The 24,495-nt window shown below is 58.5% G+C and carries 25 protein-coding genes; 9 read left to right on the forward strand and 16 right to left on the reverse strand.

The annotated features are described in order from the left end of the window. The first annotated feature begins 47 nt into the window (after positions 1 to 47). From FW764_RS02395 to FW764_RS02410, 4 genes are all read left to right on the forward strand, one after another. Positions 48 to 743 (forward strand): heme utilization protein, encoded by a 696-nt coding sequence (locus FW764_RS02395; RefSeq protein WP_446432575.1) that lies wholly within the window; start codon positions 48 to 50, stop codon positions 741 to 743. A gap of 62 nt (positions 744 to 805) precedes the next feature. After that, positions 806 to 1,483 carry a C39 family peptidase gene (locus FW764_RS02400; RefSeq protein ID WP_446432576.1) on the forward strand — a complete coding sequence of 226 codons (678 nt, stop codon included), beginning with the start codon at positions 806 to 808 and terminating at the stop codon, positions 1,481 to 1,483. Between the two features lie 37 nt (positions 1,484 to 1,520). Then, positions 1,521 to 2,270: a hypothetical protein gene (locus FW764_RS02405; protein ID WP_446432577.1), complete on the forward strand. Its 750-nt coding sequence runs from the start codon at positions 1,521 to 1,523 to the stop codon at positions 2,268 to 2,270. 49 nt (positions 2,271 to 2,319) lie between these two features. After that, positions 2,320 to 3,630 (forward strand): hypothetical protein, encoded by a 1,311-nt coding sequence (locus FW764_RS02410; protein ID WP_446432578.1) that lies wholly within the window; start codon positions 2,320 to 2,322, stop codon positions 3,628 to 3,630. Between the two features lie 117 nt (positions 3,631 to 3,747). Here the strand turns inward: FW764_RS02410 and FW764_RS02415 are convergent, their stop codons facing one another. Beyond that, entirely contained in the window at positions 3,748 to 5,073 is a 1,326-nt protein-coding gene (locus FW764_RS02415) for a sigma 54-interacting transcriptional regulator (protein WP_446432579.1), read from the reverse strand. A gap of 345 nt (positions 5,074 to 5,418) precedes the next feature. On the opposite strand from FW764_RS02415, the gene FW764_RS02420 reads away from it, so the two are divergent. Next, positions 5,419 to 5,679, forward strand: a complete 261-nt coding sequence (locus FW764_RS02420; protein WP_446432580.1) for a hypothetical protein — start codon at positions 5,419 to 5,421, stop codon at positions 5,677 to 5,679. Positions 5,680 to 5,769: 90 nt separating this feature from the next. Here the strand turns inward: FW764_RS02420 and FW764_RS02425 are convergent, their stop codons facing one another. The 3 genes from FW764_RS02425 to gnd are packed head-to-tail and all read right to left on the reverse strand — an operon-like array spanning position 5,770 to position 9,094. Beyond that, positions 5,770 to 6,594 carry a Cof-type HAD-IIB family hydrolase gene (locus FW764_RS02425; RefSeq protein ID WP_446432581.1) on the reverse strand — a complete coding sequence of 275 codons (825 nt, stop codon included), beginning with the start codon at positions 6,592 to 6,594 and terminating at the stop codon, positions 5,770 to 5,772. Continuing rightward, positions 6,591 to 8,114 carry a glucose-6-phosphate dehydrogenase gene (gene zwf, locus FW764_RS02430; protein ID WP_446432582.1) on the reverse strand — a complete coding sequence of 508 codons (1,524 nt, stop codon included), beginning with the start codon at positions 8,112 to 8,114 and terminating at the stop codon, positions 6,591 to 6,593. The genes FW764_RS02425 and zwf overlap by 4 nt, the downstream gene beginning before the upstream one ends. After that, entirely contained in the window at positions 8,111 to 9,094 is a 984-nt protein-coding gene (gene gnd, locus FW764_RS02435) for a phosphogluconate dehydrogenase (NAD(+)-dependent, decarboxylating) (RefSeq protein ID WP_446432583.1), read from the reverse strand. The genes zwf and gnd overlap by 4 nt, the downstream gene beginning before the upstream one ends. Before the next feature lie 269 nt (positions 9,095 to 9,363). Here gnd and FW764_RS02440 point away from each other — a divergent pair, with 269 nt between their 5' ends. From FW764_RS02440 to FW764_RS02455, 4 genes are all read left to right on the forward strand, one after another. Next, complete coding sequence (locus tag FW764_RS02440) at positions 9,364 to 9,540, forward strand: DUF6026 family protein (RefSeq protein ID WP_156795351.1); 177 nt, start codon at positions 9,364 to 9,366, stop codon at positions 9,538 to 9,540. Positions 9,541 to 9,691: 151 nt separating this feature from the next. Continuing rightward, entirely contained in the window at positions 9,692 to 11,434 is a 1,743-nt protein-coding gene (locus tag FW764_RS02445) for a phosphoethanolamine transferase CptA (RefSeq protein WP_446432584.1), read from the forward strand. A gap of 128 nt (positions 11,435 to 11,562) precedes the next feature. Further along, positions 11,563 to 13,803, forward strand: a complete 2,241-nt coding sequence (locus FW764_RS02450) for a TonB-dependent siderophore receptor (RefSeq protein ID WP_446432585.1) — start codon at positions 11,563 to 11,565, stop codon at positions 13,801 to 13,803. 141 nt (positions 13,804 to 13,944) lie between these two features. Then, positions 13,945 to 14,166, forward strand: coding sequence for a hypothetical protein (locus FW764_RS02455; RefSeq protein ID WP_446432586.1), 222 nt, complete (start codon positions 13,945 to 13,947; stop codon positions 14,164 to 14,166). Positions 14,167 to 14,280: 114 nt separating this feature from the next. Here FW764_RS02455 and FW764_RS02460 read toward each other — a convergent pair whose 3' ends face one another. The 12 genes from FW764_RS02460 to FW764_RS02515 all read right to left on the reverse strand — a co-directional run bounded on the left by FW764_RS02460 (position 14,281) and on the right by FW764_RS02515 (position 24,479). Further along, a complete protein-coding gene (locus FW764_RS02460; RefSeq protein ID WP_446432587.1) occupies positions 14,281 to 14,772 on the reverse strand; it encodes a GNAT family N-acetyltransferase in 492 nt (163 codons plus the stop codon). A gap of 164 nt (positions 14,773 to 14,936) precedes the next feature. Further along, positions 14,937 to 16,043, reverse strand: a complete 1,107-nt coding sequence (gene zapE, locus FW764_RS02465) for a cell division protein ZapE (protein WP_446432588.1) — start codon at positions 16,041 to 16,043, stop codon at positions 14,937 to 14,939. 15 nt (positions 16,044 to 16,058) lie between these two features. Beyond that, positions 16,059 to 16,397 carry a nuclear transport factor 2 family protein gene (locus FW764_RS02470; RefSeq protein ID WP_446432589.1) on the reverse strand — a complete coding sequence of 113 codons (339 nt, stop codon included), beginning with the start codon at positions 16,395 to 16,397 and terminating at the stop codon, positions 16,059 to 16,061. A 51-nt stretch (positions 16,398 to 16,448) separates the two neighbouring features. Continuing rightward, positions 16,449 to 17,165: a helix-turn-helix transcriptional regulator gene (locus FW764_RS02475; RefSeq protein WP_446432590.1), complete on the reverse strand. Its 717-nt coding sequence runs from the start codon at positions 17,163 to 17,165 to the stop codon at positions 16,449 to 16,451. A gap of 119 nt (positions 17,166 to 17,284) precedes the next feature. Further along, positions 17,285 to 17,509, reverse strand: coding sequence for a hypothetical protein (locus FW764_RS02480; RefSeq protein WP_446432591.1), 225 nt, complete (start codon positions 17,507 to 17,509; stop codon positions 17,285 to 17,287). Between the two features lie 106 nt (positions 17,510 to 17,615). Continuing rightward, entirely contained in the window at positions 17,616 to 17,768 is a 153-nt protein-coding gene (locus FW764_RS02485) for a hypothetical protein (RefSeq protein ID WP_446432592.1), read from the reverse strand. A 115-nt stretch (positions 17,769 to 17,883) separates the two neighbouring features. Beyond that, on the reverse strand, positions 17,884 to 20,541 hold the full coding sequence (gene pepN, locus FW764_RS02490; RefSeq protein ID WP_446432593.1) for an aminopeptidase N: 2,658 nt from the start codon (positions 20,539 to 20,541) through the stop codon (positions 17,884 to 17,886). A 13-nt stretch (positions 20,542 to 20,554) separates the two neighbouring features. Beyond that, positions 20,555 to 21,385 (reverse strand): DUF2797 domain-containing protein, encoded by an 831-nt coding sequence (locus FW764_RS02495; protein ID WP_446432594.1) that lies wholly within the window; start codon positions 21,383 to 21,385, stop codon positions 20,555 to 20,557. Then, entirely contained in the window at positions 21,382 to 21,642 is a 261-nt protein-coding gene (locus FW764_RS02500) for a YeaC family protein (RefSeq protein WP_017138108.1), read from the reverse strand. Before FW764_RS02500 ends, FW764_RS02495 begins: the two co-directional genes overlap by 4 nt. 79 nt (positions 21,643 to 21,721) lie before the next feature. Then, a complete protein-coding gene (locus FW764_RS02505; RefSeq protein ID WP_446432595.1) occupies positions 21,722 to 22,645 on the reverse strand; it encodes a tetratricopeptide repeat protein in 924 nt (307 codons plus the stop codon). Further along, the gene (locus FW764_RS02510) at positions 22,645 to 23,130 is read right to left on the reverse strand and encodes a hypothetical protein (protein ID WP_446432596.1); all 486 of its coding nucleotides are present in this window, start codon (positions 23,128 to 23,130) and stop codon (positions 22,645 to 22,647) included. Before FW764_RS02510 ends, FW764_RS02505 begins: the two co-directional genes overlap by 1 nt. Beyond that, the gene (locus FW764_RS02515; RefSeq protein ID WP_446432597.1) at positions 23,130 to 24,479 is read right to left on the reverse strand and encodes an ATP-binding protein; all 1,350 of its coding nucleotides are present in this window, start codon (positions 24,477 to 24,479) and stop codon (positions 23,130 to 23,132) included. The genes FW764_RS02510 and FW764_RS02515 overlap by 1 nt, the downstream gene beginning before the upstream one ends. Between the last annotated feature and the right edge of the window lie 16 nt (positions 24,480 to 24,495).

Below are 24,495 nucleotides of genomic sequence, written 5' to 3' on the forward strand. Positions count from 1 at the left end.
GACCGTACCAACACTTAACCAACTAATTAGAAGCAAGGAGATACACCATGAAACCTACAATGGCTCTTAAACCACTGGCTTTCGCTCTCGCTGCGCTCATGGCTGTTGCTGCTCAAGCGGATCAACCTACCTATCGTCCACAGCCTGCGCCAACCACGGCTGCCGCCACTACACTGGATGGTCAAAGCAACCATGGCAACGTGGTGCTCAACGACAAGACCAAAAACAACGCTTCGGCCAATGATTCCTACAACCACATCAGTGGCGTGGCCAACGGCAACGTGTTGAGCGGTGACAACAACCAAGGCAAAAACGATGTCGCCATCGTTTCCGGCGATGCGGACTTCGTGTTCGCCAGCACCGGCACCGCTCAATCGAACACCGGCAACCTGGTGGTCAACAGCGGCACCAAAAACAACGCTTCGCTCAACGACAGCGGCAACCATGCTTCGGGCATCATCCAGCTGAACGCTGCCTCGGGCACCTCCAACCAAGCCAGCAACAGCGTTGCAATTGCCTCTGGCAATGGCGACAGCGGTGCTGCAAGTGTCACTGGCGTGCAAGACGTGTCGGGCAACCTGACTCTCAACCTGAGCAGCGGCCACGGCTGGAGCACCAAACCTGTCGTGAACAACGCCAGCGTGAACAACTCAATGAACTACAGCTCGGGCGTCTCGAACTCCAACGTTCTGTCGGGCAGCAACAACCAAGGTCAGAACAACGTAGCAATCACTCGCTTCTGATCCAGATAGGGCCTTGGCAACAAGGCCCTTTTTATTTCCAGTGTCCAACAGGTCATACGATCATGCGCCTCGTTGCCTTCGTCCTTCTGCTCGCATTCACCGGCTCGACATGGGCAGGGCAAGTGGCAATCGCCATGCCCGGCGGTGGGTTGATGTACAAAAAGGTCGAGAGCATTCGCGAGCGCAAATTCGCCAACCTGGTGGAACAGAAAACCGATTTCAGCTGCGGCGCCGCCGCACTGGCGACCATCCTGCGCCAAGCCTATTGGATGGACGTGGATGAAGACCACGTGATCAAGGGCATGCTGGTCAACGCCAACCAGGACCTGGTACGTACTCAAGGCTTTTCGATGCTCGACATGAAGCGCTATTTGGAGAGCATCCACATGCGCGCCAAGGGCTACCGGATTACGCCTGAGGTGCTGATTACCGTGAAAGTGCCCGTCGTCGTACTGCTGGAGATTCGCGGCTACAAGCACTTCGTGGTGCTGCAGCGTGCCGACAAGGACTGGGTCTATATCGGCGACCCGGTGCTGGGCAACAAGCGCTATGCCAAAGACGATTTCGTCAACGGCTGGAACGGCATTGTGTTCGCAGTGATCGGCGAGGGTTATGACAAGGCCAACGCCCTGCTCACTCCGCGCACCCCGCTGACCGCCAAGAACCAGCTGAACGCGTTCAGCCCGGTACGCGACAGTGAATTGATGGACTTCGGCTTCATCCAGAGCGACTTCTTCTAGAAGCGCAATAAGGAGCAGGACGCTCCAGGAGCAAACGATGAACACTCTCCGTTGGCTGGCGGTCATCTGTCTGGCAGCCTCAGCACCCGTTTATGCTTCGTCGGCGTTCAAGCCGATCGAACTCAAGGACTCGGAAATGGCTGACCTGCGCGGGCGCTATGTGATGCCTGGACGGATTGTCAGCTTCGGCATTGTAATGAGCAGCACCTGGACCAACGCCACCGGTGCGACCGTCACCGGCACGGCAAATATGCAGGTCAACGCCTCCACCATTACCCCGCAGTTCTACGTGCAGATTACCGGCAACAATGGCAGCGGCGTGAACAAGCAGCCTGACGGCACCGGGACCGTCTTGGGTGGCGCCGGCCTGGGCAGCGGCCAGGGCGTAGTGCAAAGCGTGCGGGCCGCCGGTGATGGCAACACCGCCACCAATGGCGTCGATATTAACGTCAACAAAAACGGCTTGGCACCCGCCAACTACGTGCAATCCGGGCAAGCATTGATGGCAGGCCAGCCGATTACCGGTGGCACTGCGGCGGGCCAGGTCACCGTGACGGCCAATAATGGCGGGCTGCAAATGGCACTCCAGGCCAATAACAACCAGGGCAATGTGGTGCAGCAAATCGGCGGTGGCAACGTCCTGCAAGGCACTGTTATTCAAGGTAACAGCAATTTCGTGAACAACCTGACCCAGCTCAATGTGGTCTTGGGCAACAACGGGTTGAACAACGTCACGCAGAACCTGAATCTTGATCAACTCAAAGGCCTACGCCCTGCCGGTTATTGAACTACGCTGAGCCACGACACTTACGCATTAGAAAGGGACGGCTTATTTCATGCATCGATCGTTATCGTTACGTGCCGTGGTTTGTTTGAGTACGCTCCTCCCCGCCTCCGTGCTTTATGCCGCGCAGGATACCGATATTGAAAGTTTGAAACAGGAATTGATGGCGCTCAAGCAACGCTATGAAGTGCAGCAAAAAGCACTGGCCGTACTTGAGCAACGCGTACGACAAGTAGAAGACCAGCCCGCCACACCTGCCCCGAAACGCTTGGCCAAATCACCTGCAGACTTCCAGAAAGGCGGCACCACGGTGGCCGGTAATACACGCGGTGTCGGCGCGGCGGCGGCCTCCGGCGGTGCTGGGGGGGGCAGTTCATACGGGCAAAGCCTCAAGGACGACTCAGCCCCGGCACAAAGTGTGAGCAACTTGTACAACGAGGCGAGTGGCTTCTTCGGCAACGGCAAGTTCAGCTTTGAAACCGGCATCAGCTATTCGCGCTACGACGCGCGCCAGTTGTCGCTTAACGGTTTTCTGGCACTGGACTCGATCTTCCTTGGCAACATCAACCTCGATCGGATCAAGTCAGACAGTTGGACCCTGGACCTCACCGGCCGCTACAACCTGGACAACCGTTGGCAATTCGACCTGAACGTGCCGGTGGTGTACCGCGAATCGACTTACCAATCGGGGGGCGCCGGCGGCAACTCCAACGCCACCTCGGAAGGCTCGGTCACCCGCGACCCGACCATCGGCGATGTTAACTTCGGCATTGCGTACAAGTTTCTCGACGAGAGTGCCAACCTGCCGGATGCGGTGGTGTCGGTACGCGTCAAGGCCCCTACCGGCCAAGACCCGTATGGCATCAAGCTGATCGCGCAACCTGGCAACGATAACCTCGCCGTACCGGAGAGCCTGCCCACGGGTAACGGTGTGTGGTCGGTGACGCCTGGCATTTCCCTGGTCAAGACCTTCGACCCGGCCGTGCTGTTCGGTTCGCTGTCCTATACCCATAACTTCGAGGATTCGTTCAGCGATATCAGCCCTAACGTCAACCAGAAGATCCCCGGCAAAATTAGCCTGGGTGACAGCTTCCAACTCGGTGTAGGCGTCGCTTTCGCCCTCAACGAGAAGATGAGTATGTCGTTCTCAGTGACCGACCTGGTGCAACGCAAGAGCCGGGTCAAGCAAAGCGGCCAGGATTGGCAATCGGTGGTTTCCAGCGATGCGAACGCCGGTTATTTCAACGTAGGTATGACGATTGCAGCGTCGGATAACCTGACAATTGTGCCGAACCTGTCGATTGGGATGACGGATGATGCGCCGGACTTTACCTTCAGTCTGAAGTTTCCGTATTACTTCTGATGGAGGGGCTGCTTCGCAGCCCTACACGGGCGGTGCGACGATTCGACAAGCACGCTCGCCACAGCGAAAAGCCCCGCGACGATAAAGGTCGTTGCGGGGCTTTTCGGTTTACCCGCCCTAGCGGATCTGGTGTTTGTGCAGCAACCGGTAGAACGTCGGCCGGGACACCCCCAACACACGGGCCGCGACACTCAGGTTGTCGCTGTGCCGGTTGAGCACATCGCACAGCGCCTGACGTTCGGCGCGGTGCTTGTAATCTTCCAGTGTAGCCATCGGCGGCGCGATTGCCTGCTCGCCTTGCAATCCCAGATCAACGGCCTCGATCTGACGCCCTTCCGCCAGCACCAGGCCACGGCGCACGCGGTTGGCCAATTCGCGCACATTGCCGGGCCACGGGTGTTGCCCCATGGCCACCAGTGCATCTTCGCTGAAACTGCGCGGGCGGCGGCCGGTTTCCCGGCTGTAAAAACGCGAAAAGTGATTGGCCAGCATCGCTACGTCGCCATGGCGCTCGCGCAACGGGGCGGTGATCACCTGCAAAACATTGAGCCGGTAGTACAGGTCTTCGCGGAAGGCGCCCTTCGCAACCGCCACTTCCAGGTCGACGTGGGTTGCCGCCAACACCCGCACATCTACCGGGATGGGCTGGCTGCCGCCGACGCGCTCGATCTGTTTCTCCTGCAGAAATCGCAGCAGGTTGGCTTGCAGCTCCATCGGCAAATCGCCGATTTCATCGAGAAACAGCGTACCTCCATGGGCCGCCTCGATGCGCCCGACCTTGCGCTGGTGCGCGCCAGTAAACGCGCCTTTTTCATGGCCGAACAGTTCGGACTGGATCAAGTGTTCGGGAATGGCCCCGCAGTTGATCGCAACAAAAGGCTTGGCATGCCGCTGAGATTTGCGATGCAGGGTTTTGGCTACCAGCTCTTTGCCGGTGCCGCTGGCCCCGCGAATCAGTACCGGGGATTCGGTAGGCGCAAGCTTGGCCAGCAGTTTGCGCATTTCACGGATCGGTCGGCTGTCGCCGAGCAACTCATGTTCGGGCTCGTCAACCAGCGCGTAGCCTTTGCCGCGCAGGCGCGCCATGCCGAACGCACGCCCCAGCGTGACCTGCACGCGTGCGACATCAAACGGTAACGTGTGGAAGTCGAAAAACCACTCGCACACAAAGTCACCGACATTTTGCAGGCGTACAACATCCTGACTGAGCACGGCGATCCATTCAGTACCGCTGCGGCTGATCAACTCCTTGACCGCTTCGGGGCGCTCAAGGTGCTCGGGCTGCAAACGCAGCAAGCCCACATCACAGGATCTGTCACCCACTGCGCCGAGCGCACAGCTGTCCACTTGCCACCCGGCAGCGCGTAGCCCGGGCAATAGCGCATGGCAGTCTTCACACGGATCAACCACCAGCAGGCGTCGTTGGACAGGTGTAACAACCATGACTATTCCTTGGCGCCAGAATTATTAAAGTTATTTAGAAACAAGGGTTTGTGAAGCCTGGCGCTAACACTAGCAAGGTATTGACGCGTGCCTTGTACCGTTTCGCTATAAGTGTTGGCAGAAAGCCACTTCCGGGGGGATGTCGGCAGAAAAGTCGCGCTGCGGCAAAACGTCATACCGCTATCAAAACAGCCGCTTACATGACGTTAATCACGGAAAGTTGAAAATTCTCGCTTTAACATGTGACCCGTACCCCGCCATCGTGCATCAGTACAAGTAACTCACCGTTTGGCCCGCCCAACCAACGGCACTCACTTGAATGGGCATTTTAGAGAGAAGACCCACATGAACGCCCCGCTCCGCATCAACGAAGCTCTTTTGATCGCAGACCGTGCTTTCCAGCCCTTCCAGTGCGTGGCCTGGCACGATGGCAACGGCGCCCTCAGCCTGAGCGTCATCGACCGCACCAATACCCGTATCGGCAGCAAACAGCTGTCTTCGAGTGCCTATACCGACCCGGCGCAGTTGGAAGATTTGTTGTTACAGGCACGCGCCGAACTCGACAAAGAGGGCCATAAGTTGCAGTCGTGGGCAATGCCGAAGTAAGTTGACATAACAACTTCCGATCATTGCCCGCAAGCAGAAACAATGATCGGAAGTTCGGTGCCAGCGCAGTGTCGATTCAACATGGCACTGTTAGTGGGCCGCGAGAATAAACCGTTCAATGGCTTGCGCAGCGCCGTCGTCGATATTGCTATCGGTGACAACACTGGCTTGGCGCTTGACGGCTTCTTCAGCCTGGCCCATGGCAATCGATAGACCCGCCACGTGAAACATCGCCGGGTCGTTACCGCCATCGCCAATGGCAGCCGTCTGTTCCAGCGGCACCCCGAGGTGAGCTGCCAGGGATTTCAATGCATCGCCTTTGTTGGCCAGCATCGCCGTCACATCGAGGTAAATCGGTTGCGACCGTGACACATGGGCCTGCCCCTGCACTTTAGGCTGCAATTGCGCCTCCAGCTCGACCAGCAACGGCGCGTTGCGACTGGCCGCGACGATCTTGTCGACCCGATCCAGATACGGCTCAAAACTCTCCACAACCAGTGGCCCGTACCCCAGGCCGGCCGCTTCGACGGCAACCATCGGCCCCGGTGGATCACGTCGCAGCCATTCACCGCCGGCAAACAGCCAGACCTCTACGTCCGGCTCTGCGGAAAATAGCGCCAAGGTCACCAACGCCGCTTCTGCCGGCAGATGATGTGCCAGCAGTATGCTGCCATCGGGATTGACCAACGTACCGCCGTTAAAACCCGCCACCGGTACATCGATGCCGAACGCCTCGACCATGTGCATCATGGCCTTGGGCGGTCGCCCGCTGGCCAGGCTGAAAAACACCCCTGCATCACGCAGTGCGCGCACCGTATCGATAGTGCGCTGACTGGGCGTGTGATCGGCGCGCAACAGCGTACCGTCCATATCACTCAAGACAAACCGGATGGGATGGATCGCGGCGTCACTCATCCGAGGCTATGCCAGGTGCGGCCATCGCGGGCCAACAAGGCATCGGCAGCTGCGGGTCCATCTTCACCGGCCTTGTAGGCCTGGATACCGTCGTCCTCTTTCCAGGCATCAAGGAACGGCTGCACAGCACGCCAGCCGTTCTCTATGTTATCGGCGCGCTGGAACAGGGTCTGATCACCGGTCATGCAGTCGTAGATCAGGGTTTCGTAACCCGTCGACGGCTGCATCTCGAAGAAGTCTTTGTAGTCAAAACCCAGCTCGATATTGGCCATCTCCAGCGTCGGCCCAGGCTTTTTGGCCAGCAGGTCGAACCACATGCCTTCATTCGGTTGGATCTGGATCTTGAGATAGGTGGGCCTGAGCTCATCCACTTCGGTGTCGCGAAACTGCGCGTAGGGTGCGGGCTTGAAGCAGATCACGATTGCAGTGTCGCGAATGCTCATGCGTTTGCCAGTGCGCAGGTAGAACGGCACGCCGACCCAGCGCCAGTTGTCGATCATCACCTTCAAGGCAACAAACGTCTCGGTGCTGCTATCGGGTGCGACATTGGCCTCTTCGCGGTAACCGGGAAGCTGTTTGCCACCGATTTGACCTGCCGTGTACTGGCCGCGTACCGAGTTGGCCCGCGCATCCTCCAAGGACCAAGGCCGGATGGCCCCGACGACCTTGGCCTTCTCGCCACGCACCGCATCGGCGCCAAATGCCGCCGGCGGTTCCATAGCCACCATCGCCAGTAACTGGAACAGGTGGTTGGGCACCATGTCGCGCAGGGTACCGGTTTTTTCGAAGAAATTGCCCCGGGTTTCCACGCCGACGGTCTCTGCCGCGGTGATCTGCACGTGATCGATGTAGTGGTTATTCCAGAACGCTTCGAACAGCACGTTGGAGAAACGGCTGATCAGAATGTTCTGCACCGTCTCCTTGCCCAGATAATGGTCGATGCGATAGATCTGCTTCTCGCTCATCACCTTGAGCAGGCACGCGTTCAGCGCTTCGGCAGTCGCCAGGTCGGCGCCAAACGGTTTCTCGATCACCACACGGCGGAAGCCATCGTCGGTTTCGTTAAGCAAACCGGCGCTACCGAGGCGCTGTACCACTTCACTGAAAAAGCGCGGTGCGGTGGCCAGGTAGAACACTGCGTTTGCGGTGCCGCTGTCGGCGATCTTCTTGCCGATCGCCGCATACGTGCTGTCGTCGAGGAAATCACCCTCGACGTAGCTGATGCCTTTGGCCAACTGTGCCCACAGCTCAGGGTCCAAAGCGTTATCGGCATTGCCCTTGACCTTGCTCGCGGCCTCGGTACGAATGAAGTCCTCGAGTTTCTTGGCAAAGTCAGCGTCACTGATGGCGTTGTGATCAACGCCAACAATGCGCAGGCCGTTACCCAGCAAGCCATCACGACTCAGGTTGTACAGCGCCGGCATCAGCAGGCGCTTGACCAGGTCGCCATGGGCGCCAAATAGAAACAGCGTGGTCGGTGGAGCGGGTTCGGCCTTAGGTTTCTTGCCGTTAACGGTCATTTTTTGGAAGTCTCCACATGGCCGCCAAAGCCGAAGCGCATGGCAGACAGCATTTTGTCACCGTAGGTGCTCTGCTGGCGGGAACGGAAGCGCGCGAACAACGAAGTGGACAGCACAGGTACCGGCACCGCTTGCTCCATAGCCGCTTCGATGGTCCAGCGGCCTTCGCCACTGTCAGCCACGGAGCCGGAGTAACCGTCCAGTTTAGGGTCTGTGGCCAAGGCGTCGGCGGTCAGGTCCAGCAACCACGACGAGACCACGCTGCCTCGACGCCAGACTTCGGCAATATCGGCGACGTTGAGATCGAAGCGCTGATCTTCCGGCAGGTTCTCCGAGTTTTTGGTCTTGAGAATGTCAAAACCTTCGGCAAACGCCTGCATCATCCCGTACTCGATGCCGTTGTGAATCATCTTCACGAAATGCCCGGAACCGGCCGGACCCGCATGAATGTAGCCATGCTCGGCACGCGTATCAGCCGCAGCGGAGCGGTCCTTGGTGCGTGGGATAGTGCCCAGGCCCGGAGCCAGGCTGGCGAAGATCGGGTCGAGGCGCTGCACGGTCTCGGCGTCGCCACCAATCATCATGCAATAGCCGCGCTCAAGGCCCCAGACGCCGCCTGAAGTGCCGACGTCGACATAGTGCAAGCCTTTTTCCGACAGGGCCTTGGCACGACGCACGTCGTCCTTATAGTTGGTGTTGCCGCCGTCGATGATTACGTCACCGTCTTCCAGCAGCTCACCCAATTCATTGACGGTGTTTTCGGTAGGGTCGCCTGCCGGTAACATCACCCACACGGCACGTGGCTTTTGCAGCCCGGCTACCAAGGCTTTCAAGTCGGCAACGCCGGTGGCGCCCTCCTCGCTCAAGCCTTTTACGAATGCTTCGTTACGGTCGTATACAACGGTGGTATGCCCATTGAGCATCAGGCGCCGCGCAATGTTACCGCCCATGCGGCCTAGTCCGATAATCCCCAGTTGCATGTGCTGATGCTCCTAACTACTAAATAAATGTGTGGCATAGTTTATAGCGCAATGAGGCTAATGAGGGTTAGTCCAGAGCGGATCCGGGTAGTTTCATGACAAAAAAGTAGCCATCGTTTCAGCATCACTGCCGAAAAAGTCACAGCGACCATAAAAAATAAAAAAGTTCCATTGAATCGAAAAAGAATTCAGAATTGCGCTGACTGTTGCCAGAACCGTCTTCAAAACGTTCCGGCATCGCGATCTACCGGCTATTTGCGAGGTAAGCAATGAGCACAGCACAGATGACCCGCCCGCCACAGACCCTCTACGTCAGCATCCGTCGCGATGAGTTGCGCCAATTGAAAGACGAGCGCGATCAGCTTCAACAGGAAGTCTTGCGCCTGCGCTCACACTTGCAAGCCCAAATCAGCCAAGCATCCGGCACCCAGCCCGCCCTTTGCTGAACGTGAGCTGAACAAACCGTTCAGGAATAACTCACGAAGTTTTCACACTCTCCTCCCGATACTCCCGCCGAATAGGGCCGCCCACGTGTGGTAGCCCGCTGTTGCGCGCACTCCTGCGTGACGACTGGTAATTATCGGGTTGGAGCGCTGGATGGCGATGTTCAAACGCAGCACCACGTCTGCGAAGGGTTTTGATTGGGCGGGCCTTGGCTGGTTGTTTCTGTTTTTCTGGTATTTCTCAGGCATCACCCAGCTCCTGATCCAATTGACCGGAACCTCCGGTTTCAGTGGCTTTCGCCAGGCGTTCTTCCTGAGTGCATTCTGGTTGGCGCCGATGTTGCTTTTCCCCCGCCAAACACGCGTGCTTGCTGCCTTGATCGGTGTGGTGCTGTGGGCCTGCTCCATGGCCAGCCTGGGTTACTTCTTCATCTACCAGCAAGAATTTTCGCAAAGCGTCATCTTCATCATGTTCGAGTCGAACATCTCTGAAGCCGGAGAATACGCGACGCAATATTTCGCCTGGTGGATTGTGCTGGCATTTATCGCCCATACCGCCCTCGCGGTTTTCCTGTGGTCCCGTCTGCGTCCGGTATACCTGCCGCGCGGGCAGGCGATACTGGCAGCGACCGCCATCGTATTGGCCGTTGTCGGTTACCCGCTGGTTAAACAGATTGCGACCAACCCGACCATGGAGTTGGCCATCGACGGCTTCGAAAGCCGCGTCGAACCTGCGGTGCCTTGGCAGATGATCGTCGCCTACCGCCGCTACACCGAACAGCTCAATAGCATGCAAGGCATGCTGACCAGTGCCAGCAAGATCCCGCCCTTGAAGAACCTCAAGGACACCATGGCCGGCCAGCCGTCCACTCTGGTGCTGGTGATCGGCGAATCCACCAACCGCCAGCGCATGAGCCTCTACGGCTACCCGCGCAACACCACCCCTGAATTGGACAAGCTGCGCGACCAACTGGCAGTGTTCAATAACGTCATTACTCCGCGGCCCTACACCATTGAGGCGCTACAACAGGTACTGACCTTCGCCGACGAAGAGAACCCGGACCTGTACCTCAAGACGCCATCAATTGTCAGTGTGATGAAACAGGCGGGCTATAAGACCTACTGGATCACCAACCAGCAGACAATGACCAAGCGCAACACCATGCTCACGACTTTTTCCGAGCAGGCCGACGAGCAGGTTTACCTCAATAACAACCGCAACCAGAACGCCCGCCAATACGACGGCGACGTGCTTGCGCCGTTTGCCAAGGCGCTGGCCGACCCCACCGAGCGCAAGTTCATCGTGGTGCACCTGCTGGGCACCCACATGAGCTATCAGTACCGCTACCCACCAACGTTCGACAAGTTCACCGACCGCCAGGGCGTACCGGCCGGCATCAGCGATGAACAGCTACCGATCTACAACAGCTACGACAACGCGGTGCTGTACAACGACTTCGTGGTATCGAGCCTGATCAAGGACTACGCCAAGACCGACCCGAATGGCTTCCTGCTCTACCTGTCGGACCATGGCGAGGACGTGTACGACTCGGTCGGCCACAGTACCCTTGGGCGTAATGAAGGCAAGCCGACCGCACCGATGTACACGATTCCGTTCATGGCTTATGCCTCACCAAAGTGGCGTGAAACCCACGACTGGAGCTTTGCCAGCGACTTGCAACGCGCCTCCATCAGTTCTCAGTTGATTCATACTTGGGCTGACTTGGCCGGTTTGAGTTTCGATGAATGGGACCGTAGCAAGAGCCTGGTCAATGCCAGCTTCAAGCCGCGACCGCTGCTGATTGGCGACCCCTACGTAGGCCAGAAAAAAGGCTTGATTGATTTCAGCATGCTCAAGCCGAAAAAGCCGAGCGCCTCCGAAGTAGTGGCCAAGTAACAAGGGCCGCAGCAACACAAAGATAACAATCATTCTCGTTTAAGCCTAAAGTTCCGCGCCTCCTTTCGTCTTTGAGCCATGGCCATCCCTTTTCGGGTGACCTCAAAGACGACAAGGAGTCTGCCGCAATGTTAGCGCCTTTTAAGCGTTCCATGACCCTCACCCTCGGCCTGTTCGGCGCCGCTCTGAGCCCGGTGCTGCTGGCCGAAACCGCCCCCGAACACCCGCCGACCAAAGCCCTTGAGTTGGGTGCTACCAGCATCACTGCCGAAGGCCTGGGCACCGCCACCGAGCACACCGGGGCCTACACCACCGGGTCGATGAGCACCGCCACCAAGCTCAACCTGTCCATCAAGGAAACTCCGCAGTCAGTGTCGGTGATCACCCGTCAGCAAATGGATGACTTCAACCTCAATACCCTGACCGAGGTGTTACGCCAGACCACCGGCGTCAACGTCCAGCACTACGACTCCGACCGCGTCTATTATTCGTCCCGTGGCTACGCCATCACCAACTACCAGATTGACGGGATGCTCAATACCTTCGGCTATATGAAGTCGGACTCAGACACCATCATCTACGACCACATCGAAGTGGTACGCGGCGCCACGGGCTTAACTACCGGTGCGGGCGACCCCTCGGCCACCGTCAATATGGTACGCAAACGCCCCACCGCTCAATGGCAGGCAAAAACCGGCGTGAGCGGTGGCAGCCATGACAACTACTACAGCTACGTGGATGTGGGCGGCCCGCTGGCATTTGACGGGCGACTGCGCGGGCGCACCGTGTTGGCCTACCGCGACAGCCAGTCATTCCGTGACAACTATGGGCTACAGCGGTCTGTCGGCTACGGCATTCTGGAGGGCGATCTTTCAGACGATACCGTGCTGGCTGTAGGCTTTGATTACCAGGACAAGCATGTGCAAGGCACTTCCTGGGGCACCGTGCCCTACTGGAACAGCCAGGGCGGCAAGGCCAAGCTGTCACGCTCCACCAACATGGCGGCCGATTGGAGTTCCTGGCCGCTGACGGACAAGACCACCTTCGCGACGCTGGACCATCGGCTCGCAGGTGACTGGCACCTGAAGGCAGCCTATACCCATCGGCAAAGCGACACCGACGGTAAGGTGTACTACGGCGGCGAGGGTTTCCCGAATGCGGATCGCAGCGGTATGTACGCCTGGTCCAGTCATATGCTCGGCACCTCCAGGATGGAGGCAATCGACCTCAATCTTGCCGGCAGCTACCGCCTGCTGGGCCGTGAACACGAGTTGATGATGGGGTATGGCGAGGCCGCGCAACGGGATGTTTCGCCGTTCATGCGCCGAGGCGATACACCTGCCGGGTACGGCACCATTGCAGACTGGAAACACATGGGCGGGATCGGCAAATTCCCCGACACCGTCACGGGGCTCAAGGGTGAACACAGCAAAAAACAGCAGAAAGCCGGCTACCTGGCGACGCGCCTGAGCCTGACAGAGCGTTTGCACGCCGTGCTCGGCAGCCGTTACGGCAGCTGGGAACTGGAGAACGCAGAACCCGCCTATGATGCCAACGACCAACTGACCAAGGCCAACAAGACCCGCCAGACCCACAACGATATGTGGACGCCCTACGCTGGGCTGCTTTACGACATAACGCCGCAATACACCGTTTATGCAAGTTACACCGATATCTTCAAGCCCCAGGGCAAGCGGGATGCCAGCAAGCAATACCTGGAACCTGTAGTGGGCAGTAACTATGAAGTCGGCCTCAAGGGCAGCGTGTTGGACGAGCGTTTGAACCTGGCAGCAGCGTACTTCTGGAGCACCCAGGACAACGTGGCAGAGCTGGACGACTCAGTACGGCCAAACCCGATCACGGGCGAGGAGTACTACAAATCCGGTGGCAAAGGTAACAAGGTAAAAGGTTTCGAGCTGGAAGCCGCCGGTGAAATCATGCCCGATTGGAATGTGACTGCGGGCTACACCTACACCCACGCGTTGAAAGGCTCGGGCAAGCGCAACAATACCGAGCAGCCGCTTAACCTGCTGAAGCTCTCCAGCGCCTACCGACTGCCGGGCGAATGGCACAATCTGACCGTGGGCGGCGCAGTGAATTGGCAGAGCGACATCTATGAATTCAGCAACCGGCCAACCGGCACGCGGAATGCTGAAGGCCGCCTGATCACCACGCGCACGAAGATCACTCAACAGGCCTACACCGTAGTCAACCTGATGTCGCGCTATCAGTTCGACGAACATGTGTCTGCCTCGATCAACATCAATAATCTATTCGATAAAAAATATTACGAGCGTGTCGGTTTTTATAATGGTGTGTATTGGGGCGACCCACGTTCCCTCACGCTCGCCTTGGATTGGCGGCTATAACCACAAACCCGAAGTTAACAGAAACGTTAACTTCGCGGCACTTCCACGTTAATTCCCACTTAATAAGATAGCGCCATAGTCGCCCTACGAATCGGATCACGGAGCGATCAGTCACCTATCACTCTTAATGGGAACACTGCCATGAAACTCTCAACCTTGATGCTTGCCAGCCTGATGACCCTGACCTCCGTTGCCGCCTTTGCAGAAGGCGGCTCAGAGCGCTCTAAGCAGTTCTACAACGACTTCACGTTCATTCAGCAAAAGACCCACGGCACCACTGACCCAACAGCGATTGCCGACGGCAAGAACGTGAAGTCCGTAACGGCTGAACAATCCAGCGCAGAGCCACAACCGAACAGCTGATTTAATAGTTAGTTAATCCGTATCCCCCTGTGCCATTCCGCTCCGTTGGCAAAGGTTAACTTGGCGCCATTTAATGGCGCCTTTTTTTTGCGCTAACTTTATTAAGTACGGCGACTAAAGCGGCTTATTCCAAAACAGCATGCGCCCGTGGGCCGGGTCAAAGATCGAATCATCAAAACCGAACTTTCGATACGCCGCCTGAGCCACGTCATTGCCCTCAAGCACCTCTAGGGTGATCTTGCAGCAACCACGCTGACGAGCGATTTCCTCGACCTTATGCAGCATTTTCTGACTCAACCCCAGGCCACGAAACTGATTCATCACCACCACGTCGTGAACGTTGACCAGCGGGCGGCAGGCGAACGTCGAGAACCCTTCAAAGCAATTGACCAGCCCTGCAGGCTCACCGTTGACAAACGCCAGTACGCTGAAAGCGTGGGGGCGCTTGGCCAGTTCGGCAGGCAGTTGCTGCAGCAGGTCGGCAGGCAACGTGTGACCGCCGCCCATCGGGTCTTCGGCGTAATGGTTGAGCACCAGGCCGATCGCCTCGGCATGCACGGGGTTGGTGTAGCTGGCTTGCAGCACCAGGATGTCTGGGGTGTCCATTTCCTTCCTCAATAACGACCACAAGGGAATCAGCTCCCTTTACAAGGAACGATTGTAAGCGCGTAGTCGGCAGTAGATGAAGGAGATTAACTACAAATGCCCGACTGAAAGCACGAAGGTTTAGTGCGCCAACGACTGCCATCAGGCGGGTTCATAGATGTGTCCTACGCGCCGAAACGCTGCAGTTGCATCTCCTGCAAACGGCTGAGGGTACGCCGGAATGCAAACTCCAGATAGCCCTCGGTGTAGAGGTTTTGCAGCGGTACTTGAGCCTCGATAAACAACGGCACTTTGCGGTCGTAGCACTCGTCCACCAGCGCGATGAAGCGCCGCACACTGTCATCGTGCACCGACAGTTCCGGCAACTCGCGATCACCGGCCACCACGCGCTGGGCTGCATCTTCGGTGCCACGGGCGATGCGCGCGGGGCGTTTTTGTGCGCTCAAATCAGGCACTTCACCCAGCACGATGGCATCGAAGCGGTCGCACAACAGCATGAAGTCCATGGCAGCCAGCGGCTGCTCGCACAGATCACAGTAGCGACACCAAAACACCGTGTCGCTGGCCTGCACTGCCACAATCGCGCGAAAGCCGACATTGACCGGGCCATAGCTCACCGACTGTCCTTCACTCAACTGCTTGAACACTGTAGCGAGTGCACCCGGCTGCTTCACCCAATAGCGCTGCACACCGGCGCCAGGGTGCAAACGGTGATCCTCAACGCCGTCTACCGCCACCACCTGCATATGCTTCTGGATCGCCGCGATGCCCGGCACGAAGCGCTCGCGGTTGAAGCCACCGGCGTAGAGCTGGTCGGGTGGCTGATTCGAGGTGCAGACCATCACCACACCCTCCTCGAACATTACCTGGAATAAGCGGCCGAGGATAATCGCGTCACCGATGTCATTCACGAACAGCTCGTCGAAACACAACACACGCACTTCCCGAGCGAGCTCCCGGGCCAAGGCCTGCAGCGGGTCTTGGATACCGCTGAGCTGAAATGAGCGCTGATGCACCCAGCCCATGAAGTGATGGAAATGCTGGCGCCGCGCGGGCACCCGCAGGCTTTGATAGAACCGGTCCATCAACCAGGTTTTACCTCGCCCCACCGGGCCCCACAGGTAAACACCGGTGATCGGTGAACGACCCTGGTGCAAGGCTTCGTGGCAGTGTTGCAAGGCTTGCACCGCCCGGCGCTGGGCATCGTCGGGGACGAAACCTTGCTGGGCGATGGCGTGTTGGTAAGCGGCGAGAGGCGAGTCGAAAGTCATGCGCGCCAGTATGGCCTACAGGGAGATATCCAGGCGTGAAATCTTACCCTGCTCGTTCAGGCGAAACGTGTAGCGCAGCTCCAGCGGGCTGCCGGGGAAATTGCCGGACACCACATTGCTGACCAATACCTTACCGGTACGCAGCTGCACATTGAGCACTTCGACCCGTGGCTGGTAACGACGCCCCGTGTCCTCTATCCAACGGGCAATAGCGGTCGTACCGACTTGATGCTCGCCTTCATCGAACACATTCGCATCGTCGGCAAAACAACGGGCAATGGCCGAGGTATCACAGGTATTGGTCGCAGCGATGTAAGCCACAATGGCCGGGGCCAGTTCAGGCATGCTCGACATGGCACAGCTCCTTGTCAGTGATTTGTAACGCTATGCTAAGCCAGGAACGTGTCAGTTTTTGTCAGGAGTAAACGGCCCGGACTCATTCTGTTCCATCACTTTGCGCCAAGCCCGCAGCCAGTCGCTGCGGCGCCCCGGATAACGTTCGCCCTGGGCGTCGGCGGCGGCCACGCGGTCGGTGCGAAAGGTGCGATAGGCCCCGCGTAATTCGCACCACGCCACAATCACGCGCACCTCATTCAGAAAACCCAGGGCCAACGGCCAGATCAGGCGCTGGCTCTGGGTTTGGCTGGCGTCGGCGTAGTCGATATGCAGCTTGGACTGGTTGCGGATGGCGTCGCGAAACACGTTAAGCGGCACACGGTTTTCCGGGTAGCCGAAACCGGGCGGACCGGGCAGCAGCGTCGGGTTGCGCAACGCCTCCTGAGCAGCAGGATCGAGCACGTCAGCTATTTTCGCCAACGCGTTGGCGGCAGCGCGACTCAGCACATCATCGCCACGCTGGTCCACATAGCGCAAACCGAGCACAATCGCTTCGGTTTCCTCGGCGTTCAGCATCAATGGCGGCAGAAACAAACCGCTGCGCATTACATACCCCACCCCCGCTTCGCCAAATATAGGTGCGCCCAAGGCGGTCAATTCGGCAATGTCTCGGTACAGCGTGCGCTCGGACACTTCCAGTTGCGCCGCAAGAACAGCGGCGGTCACCGGGCGTTTTTTGCCTCGCAGGGCCTGGAGCAACGTCAGTAAACGAGTCGTACGCGACACTTCGTTCCCGCCTGAAGAAAGTAAAATGTGCGGCAGCTTAGCAGAGCGCACTGTCAGGAAATGTCAGCAGTGAAGCCCTTGTCGGAAGCTAAAAAAACGGCCCGTAGGCCTAATACCAGTCAGTCAAGCTGACTGGCATTTTTCTTTCTGATGGGAGAGTTCGGCGATTTGAGTCTGATAGCACAAGGATAAACGCGCTCCTCCCGTCGATGAGGCTGGGCATAATGCATGGCTAAAGCATGAAGCTCGGCCAGGTGTTTGAAGATGTTCCCGGAACGATCAGCCCAGACGCTGTTGATAAACCCGAGGATCGCCCAGGTGGACGCGGTAAAGTCATTTCGCATGGGTAAATTCCTCGACAGTGACGACTCATTTCCAGCCTCTGATAGCGCAACAAGTTGTAACCCAGTAATTGGGCGCCATGGAGATCACGCACCAAAGCATCATTTCCTAGGGCAAACGCCGCTTGCACAGGGTCGCCACGCCTGCCTGTTCAAGTGCCTGCTCGACCAGAGAAGGGTCGAGCAAGGAATCCAATCCCTTAATGGCGTTGGGAGTGGAGGCGATGTTATGAGTCAGTTCCAGGGCTCGAGCGAGATGCATAAAAAAATCCGATGCCAGTACAGGCATCGGATTTTGATTTCTTGCGGCCAAAGGTCAAGCAAGAAGGCTTAACTGATCGGCATTAGCCCGTAGGCCGTTTTTTCAAGAGCTCTTTTTAGGCAAGGCTTTTGCTGACCACCTCGAACACATCAGTCGACAGCTCACCGCAGGCACGAATGCGCTCCAACTGCGCCTTCATCAAGGCCTGGCGCGCAGTGTCGTATTTGCGCCAGCGAGTCAATGGCGCCAACTGGCGCGAGGCAATCTGCGGGTTGAACCCGTTCAGCTGGATCACCAGGTCCGCGAGAAAACGGTAACCCGAGCCATCCGCAGCGTGGAAGTTGATCAGGTTCTGTCCGGCAAACGCGCCGACGAGTGCACGCACCTTGTTCGGGTTCTTGATGTTGAACGCCGGGTGTTCCATCAACGCTTTGACCCGCACCAGCCCGCCCGGCAAGCTGCTGCCGGCCTGTACGCTGAACCACTGGTCCATGACCAAAGGGTTGTCCTTGAAGTTTTCGGCAAACACCGCAAGCGCCTTGCCCTTCTCGGCCTCGAATGGCGAATTCACCAATACCGCCAGCGCGGTCAGACGCTCGGTCATGTTGTCGCTGGTATCGAATTGGTCCAGCGTCGCCGTCAGCACCTCAGGCTTGCCGCTGAGCATCAGGTACGACAGGGCGATGTTCTGCAAGGCACGCCGTGCAAAGTGCTCAGCCTCCGCCACGTAGGGCGTCTGCTCTGACAGCTCGCGATTGGCCTGGTAGCGCAGCCACAGCGATTCGTAGAGGTTGTCGGCCAATTGCTTGCGCGCAAACTCACGGGCTGCGTGGATGGCGTCGACATCCGCCACTTCGCTGATCTCGGTCAAGTAGGCTTCACTCGGCAACGACAGCATTTCAGCGACCATCGCCTGATCCAGGCTTTCATCGCTGAGCACTGTGCGCAGCGCGTCGATCAGGCGCTGATCAAGCTTCAGCGGCTGCCCGGCCTGATACTGGCCGATCAGTTCCTGCAACACCTGCACCGACAGTTGTTGGCCAGCATCCCAGCGATTGAAGCCGTCGCTGTCGTGCTGCATCAGGAACATCAGTTGATCGCGGTTGTACGGGAAGCTCAGTTTCACTGGCGCCGAGAAACCACGCAGCAAGGACGGCAACGGCTGTTCGGCGATATCAACGAAGGTGAAGGTCTGCTCGGCCTCGGTCACCGAAATCACCCGAGACGTACCGCCAGCAGTTGCTTCACCGGCAAGGCGCAGGGCGACACCGGCGCCCTGCGTGTCCAGCAGGCCCAGCTCAACCGGAATCACAAACGGCAGTTTTTCAACCTTGTCCGGGGTTTGCGGGCAGCTCTGGCGGAAGGTAAGGCTGTAGGTCTTGGCTGCGGCGTCGTAGGACTCGCTTACCGCCAGGCGTGGCGTACCGGCCTGGCTGTACCAGCGCTTGAACTGGGTCAGGTCGGCACCATTCGCGTCTTCCATGGCCTTGATGAAATCATCACAGGTCACGGCCTGGCCGTCATGACGCTCAAAGTACAGGTCGCTGCCTTTGCGGAAGCCGTCGGCGCCGAGCAAGGTGTGGATCATGCCGACCACTTCCGAGCCTTTTTCATAAACGGTCAGGGTGTAGAAATTGGAGATTTCGATGAAGCTGTCCGGGCGCACGGCGTGCGCCATGGGACCTGCGTCTTCGGCGAACTGGTGAGTACGCAAGTACGCTACATCCTGGATGCGCTTGACCGTGGCCGAGTTCATGTCGGCGGAAAAGCCGGAATCACGAAACACGGTGAAGCCTTCCTTCAACGACAGCTGGAACCAGTCGCGGCAGGTCACGCGGTTGCCCGACCAGTTGTGGAAGTATTCGTGGGCAACAATGGCCTCGACCCGCTGGTGCGCGGCGTCGGTGGCGGTTTCGGCGCGGGCCAGCACGGCGCTGGAGTTGAAGATATTGAGGCCCTTGTTCTCCATGGCCCCCATGTTGAAATCGTTGACCGCCACGATCATGAAAATGTCGAGGTCATACTCGCGGCCGTAGGTCTCTTCGTCCCAGCGCATGGATTTTTTCAGGCTGTTCATGGCGTGCTGGCATTTGTCGATATTTTCCGGCTCGACATAAATGCGCAATGCGACTTCACGCTGGGTCATGGTGGTGAAGGTGTCTTCAACGCACCACAAATCACCGGCGACCAGCGCGAACAGGTAAGCGGGTTTCTTGAACGGGTCTTCCCAAGTCGCCCAGTGGCGGCCGTCTTCACCTGGGCCGCTGGCAATCGGGTTGCCGTTGGACAGCAGCACGGGGTAGCGGTGTTGCTCGGCGATCACCGTGGTGGTGAACGTGCTCATCACGTCCGGGCGGTCGAGGTAATAGGTGATCTTGCGGAACCCTTCGGCCTCGCACTGGGTGCAGAACATGCCGCTGGATTTGTACAAGCCTTCCAGGGCGGTGTTGGTTTCCGGGTGAATACGCACGCTGGTGTCGACCGTGAAGGTGGCGCTGGTCGGGTGCAGGGTCAGGTGGCTGTCAGTCAGTTGGTAGTCGTTTTCGCTCAGTTCGCGGTCGCCCAGGTTCACGGACAACAGCTCAAGCTGCTGGCCATCGAGCACCAGCGGCGGCAAACCAGCGCCCCGCTCGGGGTTACGGCGCAGCACCAGCTGCGCGTGGACCAGGCTGTGGTCCTCGAACAACTCGAAGGTCAGGTGCGTCTCTTCGATCAGGTAATCCGGCGCCTGATAGTCCTTCAGGTAAATCATCTTCGGTTGTTCGGTACGCATGGGTGGCATCCTTTTACTGATGCACGGCGAGCTGGTAGGCCGTGTACTTACGAATGTTGATAACGCCGGTGTCGAAGATCAGGTATTGGCCCTTGATCCCCAGCAGCGTGCCTTCGGCAATCGGGTTCTTGTCCAGGTTGAAGCTGACGATCTTGGCGGGATACTGCTCCACCGGGTAACGGATTTCGAGCGGTTCGATGTCGGTTACCGGTTGGATGGCCTGCAGGCCAAAGCGTTCCTGCAAACTCAGCAGGCCGTCTGCGCACGAGGCGAACAGCTGATCGCGCACCTGCGCAAGGTCCACCGATTGTGCGTCACCCTTTAGCAGCGCGCGCCAGTTGGTCTTGTCGGCCACTTGGCTGCGGAACAGGTCTTCGACGAAACCCGATTGCTGACGAGTCGCAACACGCATGATCGGCAGCGCCTGGCTGGCGCCCTGGTCCAACCAACGGGTCGGCAATTGGGTGGCACGGGTGATGCCGACCTTGATGCCTGAAGAGTTGGCCAGGTACACCACATGGTCGGTCATGCAGAATGTTTCGCCCCAACCCGGATCACGGCAGGTGCCGGCGTCGTAATGGCAACGCTCGGGGCTCATGATGCACAGGTCACACTGGGCCAGTTTGGTCATGCACGGGTAGCAGTAACCCTGGCTGAAACTGGTTTTGGTCTTGCGGCCGCAATGGCTGCAATGGATGGCGCCGAGGTATTCCAGGCGCACATGAGTGCCGATCAACGGGTTGACCGGCACTTCGGTATCGCCCAGACGAAACGCATATTGAACGGTCGGCTCACCGAGTTGCGCCGACATTTTGCTGACTGCACCGCGACCAATTTCAATCAATGGATCGCATCCGACTTGAACAGGATATTCGGCACTGGCGCCGACTTCGACGCGCATTCCTGCGGGCCCATATAGCCGGTACGCTGCTCTTCGGGCAGGTTCTGGATTTCCCAGGCGATTACCGCTTGCAGGGACAGTTCACGCTGCTCGGCGGTGAGCTTGCGGCCATCGGACCACTTGCCGATTTCCACGGCGAGCTTGAGGCTTTCGTAGATGTCCGGGGTGATGTTTTCGATCATTTCAGCAAAGGACGACATGTGCAGCACCTCTTTATAACGGTCGCTGGTTCAGCGAATACAGTAATGACAATTGACGGCCGGGCTCGATACCGGCGCGTCAGAATTCCTTGGACAGCTTGACCTGGGCCAGCTCCTTTTCCAGCAAGCGCCGGAAGATCTGCGGTGCCGCGAAGGTATAGGCCGCAAACGCCAGCCACACCCAGTCAATCATCTGGGCCACTTGCGGGTAACCCTGGGTCGCCAGGGTGATGACCACCACACGATAGACCACGAACATAAACAGCAGCAGGACAATAGCGCGGGTGGCGCTGCGCTCGTTCATCCAGCTGTTGAAGCGCCACCAGGCACCGAGAAACACATTGCTGCGGGCTTTTACTGCCGTCAGCAGGTGCAACGCCGCGACATTCGTGGCGTTTTCCTGCAGGGCCCAGATGGCATGGTCGCGGGCGCCATTGATATCGCCTTCGCGCAGCAGCAAATGCCCAAGCACCACCACCGCGCCCGCATTACTCGGATCGGCCTGCAACGCCTGGCGCGCGAATTGATGCGCCTGGTCCCAATGGCCGCTGGCACGATGAAACTGCGCCATGGCGACCAGATTGGACGCATCGTCAGGGGCCAGCTCGAGGGCTTTTTCTAACGGCTCGCGACTCTGCGCCAGGCGGCCGGTCAACTGATATAGCTCGGCCAGGCAGCGGTAATTGATGGGGTTGAGCGGTTCCATATCCAGCAGTTGGGTCAGATGCTCCTGGGCCAGACTGAATTTGCGCAGGGCAATCGCCACTTGGGCGGCCGCGTAGTGGGCAAGCGGCATCTGCGCATCGGCCGCCAGTGCCAGTTGCACTTCACGTTTAGCCGCATGCACGCGCCGCATGTTCATCAAGCAGATCGCCAGCAATGCGTGGGCTTCAGCCGAATGCGGATCGCTGGCCAGCAGCTGGCGCAATGCATCGATGGCGCCGTCATTGTGATCAGCCTGTAGGCGCTGATAGGCCAATTGCAGCAGGTAATCGGTATTCATCAGCTCACCACCAGATACCAAAGGGTGCTCGGCACCCACTTGACCACCATGCTCTTGAGCACAAAGCCACCAATCAACGCCAATGGCAGACCAAAACGGCTAAGGACGCCGCCGTAGTACTGGTAAATCTCGATGGTCGCGTTCTGCTGCATATACAACAGGTAACCAATGCTCAATTTCCATACGACCAGCACCAACAAGGCATATTGGATCTGGGCCTGGGACTGGATAAAGCCAAAGCCTACCAATTGCAGCAAGCCGAACCCGATCACCACGCTGCCCACCAGTGCCACACCGGCCAGGACCCACTCGCGCACGCGCGTCGGGCTGCCCACGGCAATCGAGTTGAACACGAACCATGGTAAACCCAGCCAGGCACCGCCCAGCATCAGGCCCAGCAATGGCCAGAGCGGCGAAACCGCCCACTTGGCCAAGGCGCCCGGGCGCGGTTCATCTTCGATGCGGTAACCACCGTACTGCGCCATCAGCGACCCTTCCCGTGTTTGTCGAGGAAGGCCAACACCTCGTCATATTGATTGCCTTCATTAGCATATCGCGCGTAGTTGCGCGCCGTGGTCAACCATTCCAGGGTGGTGGCGCGTACTTCTTTCAACGCAGCCTTGAAATGACGGTCGCAAATCGACTGCTCGGTGCCACTCTCGATCGAGGCTTCAATCGCCTCATCGGCGGCGGTTTCCACCAACTCGCTGAGGTCCGCGCCCGAGAAGCCCGAGGTGTTCTTGGCCAGGAAGGCAAAGTCAATGTCATCGGCCATGGGCCGCCCTTTCATCATTACCTGGAGCATGCTTTCGCGCGCCGCACGGTCCGGCGGCGGTACAAACAGGACGCGGTCAAAGCGACCGGGACGACGGAATGCCGAATCCACCGACCACGGCACGTTGGTCGCGGCGAGGATCAACACCCCGTGGTTGTCATTGCTAAATCCGTCCATCTCGGACAGGAACTGGCTGACCAGTTTTGACGACGTCGACTCGCGGGTATTGGAACGTTTGCCGCCGAGCGCCTCGACTTCATCGAAGAACATCACCGCAGGCGCCTGTGCCCGTGCCTGCTCGAACAACGCGTGCAACTTGCGCTCGGACTCGCCGATGTACATGTCCAGCACATCGGAGATGGCCACATTGAAAAACGTCGCCTTGCACTCCCCGGCCGTAGCACGGGCCAACAACGTCTTGCCGCAGCCGGGTGGACCGTACAGCAGCACGCCGCCGCCGACCTTTTTGCGAAAGCGCTGGAACAGCCCGGGTTTCTGATACGGCAGGATGATCTTTTTGTGGATGGTCTTTTTCAGCTCATCCAGCCCACCGATATCATCAAAGGTCAGGGTTTCCTTTTCCGGCACCAGCAGGCGCACCACTTCGCTCTGGTCAGTATCGTCATTGGAAATCACGCGCAGACGCGGCCGCCCTTCGGCTGCCGGAAAATCCAGCACCGACACATTCAACCGGCGCCACAGCGCCATGTCTTCCAGCGCCGGATTGGCGGCTACCGCCGCGCGGTATTCAACCTGGGCCTCCTTGAGCCGCTCCAGCGCTGCCAGCGCGCGCGCCTTGAGCAGGCGCGCGGCAGGGTCTTCGCCCTCAATCAGTTGCAAGGCTCGCGCAGCATCGCCGGCGGCAAGACACAATTGCGCTGCGGCCAGTTTAAGGGCCGCGGCGTCGGCCCACTGTTCAAGGTCGGCCGGCAGCAGTTTAAGCCCGCGCTCATGCTCGCCGCGCTCAAGGCTGGCGCCGAGCAGCAGCGTCAGCAGCGCGACATTGCCGGGCGCCGCAGACAGCGCGGCCTCCAACTGGTCGAACGTCGAATCATCCATGGTGCTTCCTTAAAAG

The organism is Pseudomonas sp. 1152_12 (assembly GCF_052850675.1).

Coding starts and splice junctions, on each gene's coding strand:
- FW764_RS02500 (WP_017138108.1), bottom strand. CDS start 21,642: ATGTCGTCCTTTGCTGAAATGATCGAAAACATCACCCCGGACATCTAC.
- FW764_RS02460 (WP_446432587.1), bottom strand. CDS start 14,772: ATGGACACCCCAGACATCCTGGTGCTGCAAGCCAGCTACACCAACCCC.
- FW764_RS02425 (WP_446432581.1), bottom strand. CDS start 6,594: ATGAGTGACGCCGCGATCCATCCCATCCGGTTTGTCTTGAGTGATATG.
- FW764_RS02510 (WP_446432596.1), bottom strand. CDS start 23,130: ATGGCGCAGTACGGTGGTTACCGCATCGAAGATGAACCGCGCCCGGGC.
- FW764_RS02485 (WP_446432592.1), bottom strand. CDS start 17,768: ATGCATCTCGCTCGAGCCCTGGAACTGACTCATAACATCGCCTCCACT.
- FW764_RS02515 (WP_446432597.1), bottom strand. CDS start 24,479: ATGGATGATTCGACGTTCGACCAGTTGGAGGCCGCGCTGTCTGCGGCG.
- FW764_RS02440 (WP_156795351.1), top strand. CDS start 9,364: ATGAGCACAGCACAGATGACCCGCCCGCCACAGACCCTCTACGTCAGC.
- gnd (WP_446432583.1), bottom strand. CDS start 9,094: ATGCAACTGGGGATTATCGGACTAGGCCGCATGGGCGGTAACATTGCG.
- FW764_RS02505 (WP_446432595.1), bottom strand. CDS start 22,645: ATGAATACCGATTACCTGCTGCAATTGGCCTATCAGCGCCTACAGGCT.
- FW764_RS02415 (WP_446432579.1), bottom strand. CDS start 5,073: ATGGTTGTTACACCTGTCCAACGACGCCTGCTGGTGGTTGATCCGTGT.
- FW764_RS02400 (WP_446432576.1), top strand. CDS start 806: ATGCGCCTCGTTGCCTTCGTCCTTCTGCTCGCATTCACCGGCTCGACA.
- FW764_RS02480 (WP_446432591.1), bottom strand. CDS start 17,509: ATGCGAAATGACTTTACCGCGTCCACCTGGGCGATCCTCGGGTTTATC.
- zapE (WP_446432588.1), bottom strand. CDS start 16,043: ATGACTTTCGACTCGCCTCTCGCCGCTTACCAACACGCCATCGCCCAG.
- zwf (WP_446432582.1), bottom strand. CDS start 8,114: ATGACCGTTAACGGCAAGAAACCTAAGGCCGAACCCGCTCCACCGACC.
- FW764_RS02445 (WP_446432584.1), top strand. CDS start 9,692: ATGGCGATGTTCAAACGCAGCACCACGTCTGCGAAGGGTTTTGATTGG.
- FW764_RS02405 (WP_446432577.1), top strand. CDS start 1,521: ATGAACACTCTCCGTTGGCTGGCGGTCATCTGTCTGGCAGCCTCAGCA.
- FW764_RS02470 (WP_446432589.1), bottom strand. CDS start 16,397: ATGTCGAGCATGCCTGAACTGGCCCCGGCCATTGTGGCTTACATCGCT.
- FW764_RS02450 (WP_446432585.1), top strand. CDS start 11,563: ATGTTAGCGCCTTTTAAGCGTTCCATGACCCTCACCCTCGGCCTGTTC.
- FW764_RS02395 (WP_446432575.1), top strand. CDS start 48: ATGAAACCTACAATGGCTCTTAAACCACTGGCTTTCGCTCTCGCTGCG.
- FW764_RS02410 (WP_446432578.1), top strand. CDS start 2,320: ATGCATCGATCGTTATCGTTACGTGCCGTGGTTTGTTTGAGTACGCTC.
- FW764_RS02420 (WP_446432580.1), top strand. CDS start 5,419: ATGAACGCCCCGCTCCGCATCAACGAAGCTCTTTTGATCGCAGACCGT.
- FW764_RS02455 (WP_446432586.1), top strand. CDS start 13,945: ATGAAACTCTCAACCTTGATGCTTGCCAGCCTGATGACCCTGACCTCC.
- pepN (WP_446432593.1), bottom strand. CDS start 20,541: ATGCGTACCGAACAACCGAAGATGATTTACCTGAAGGACTATCAGGCG.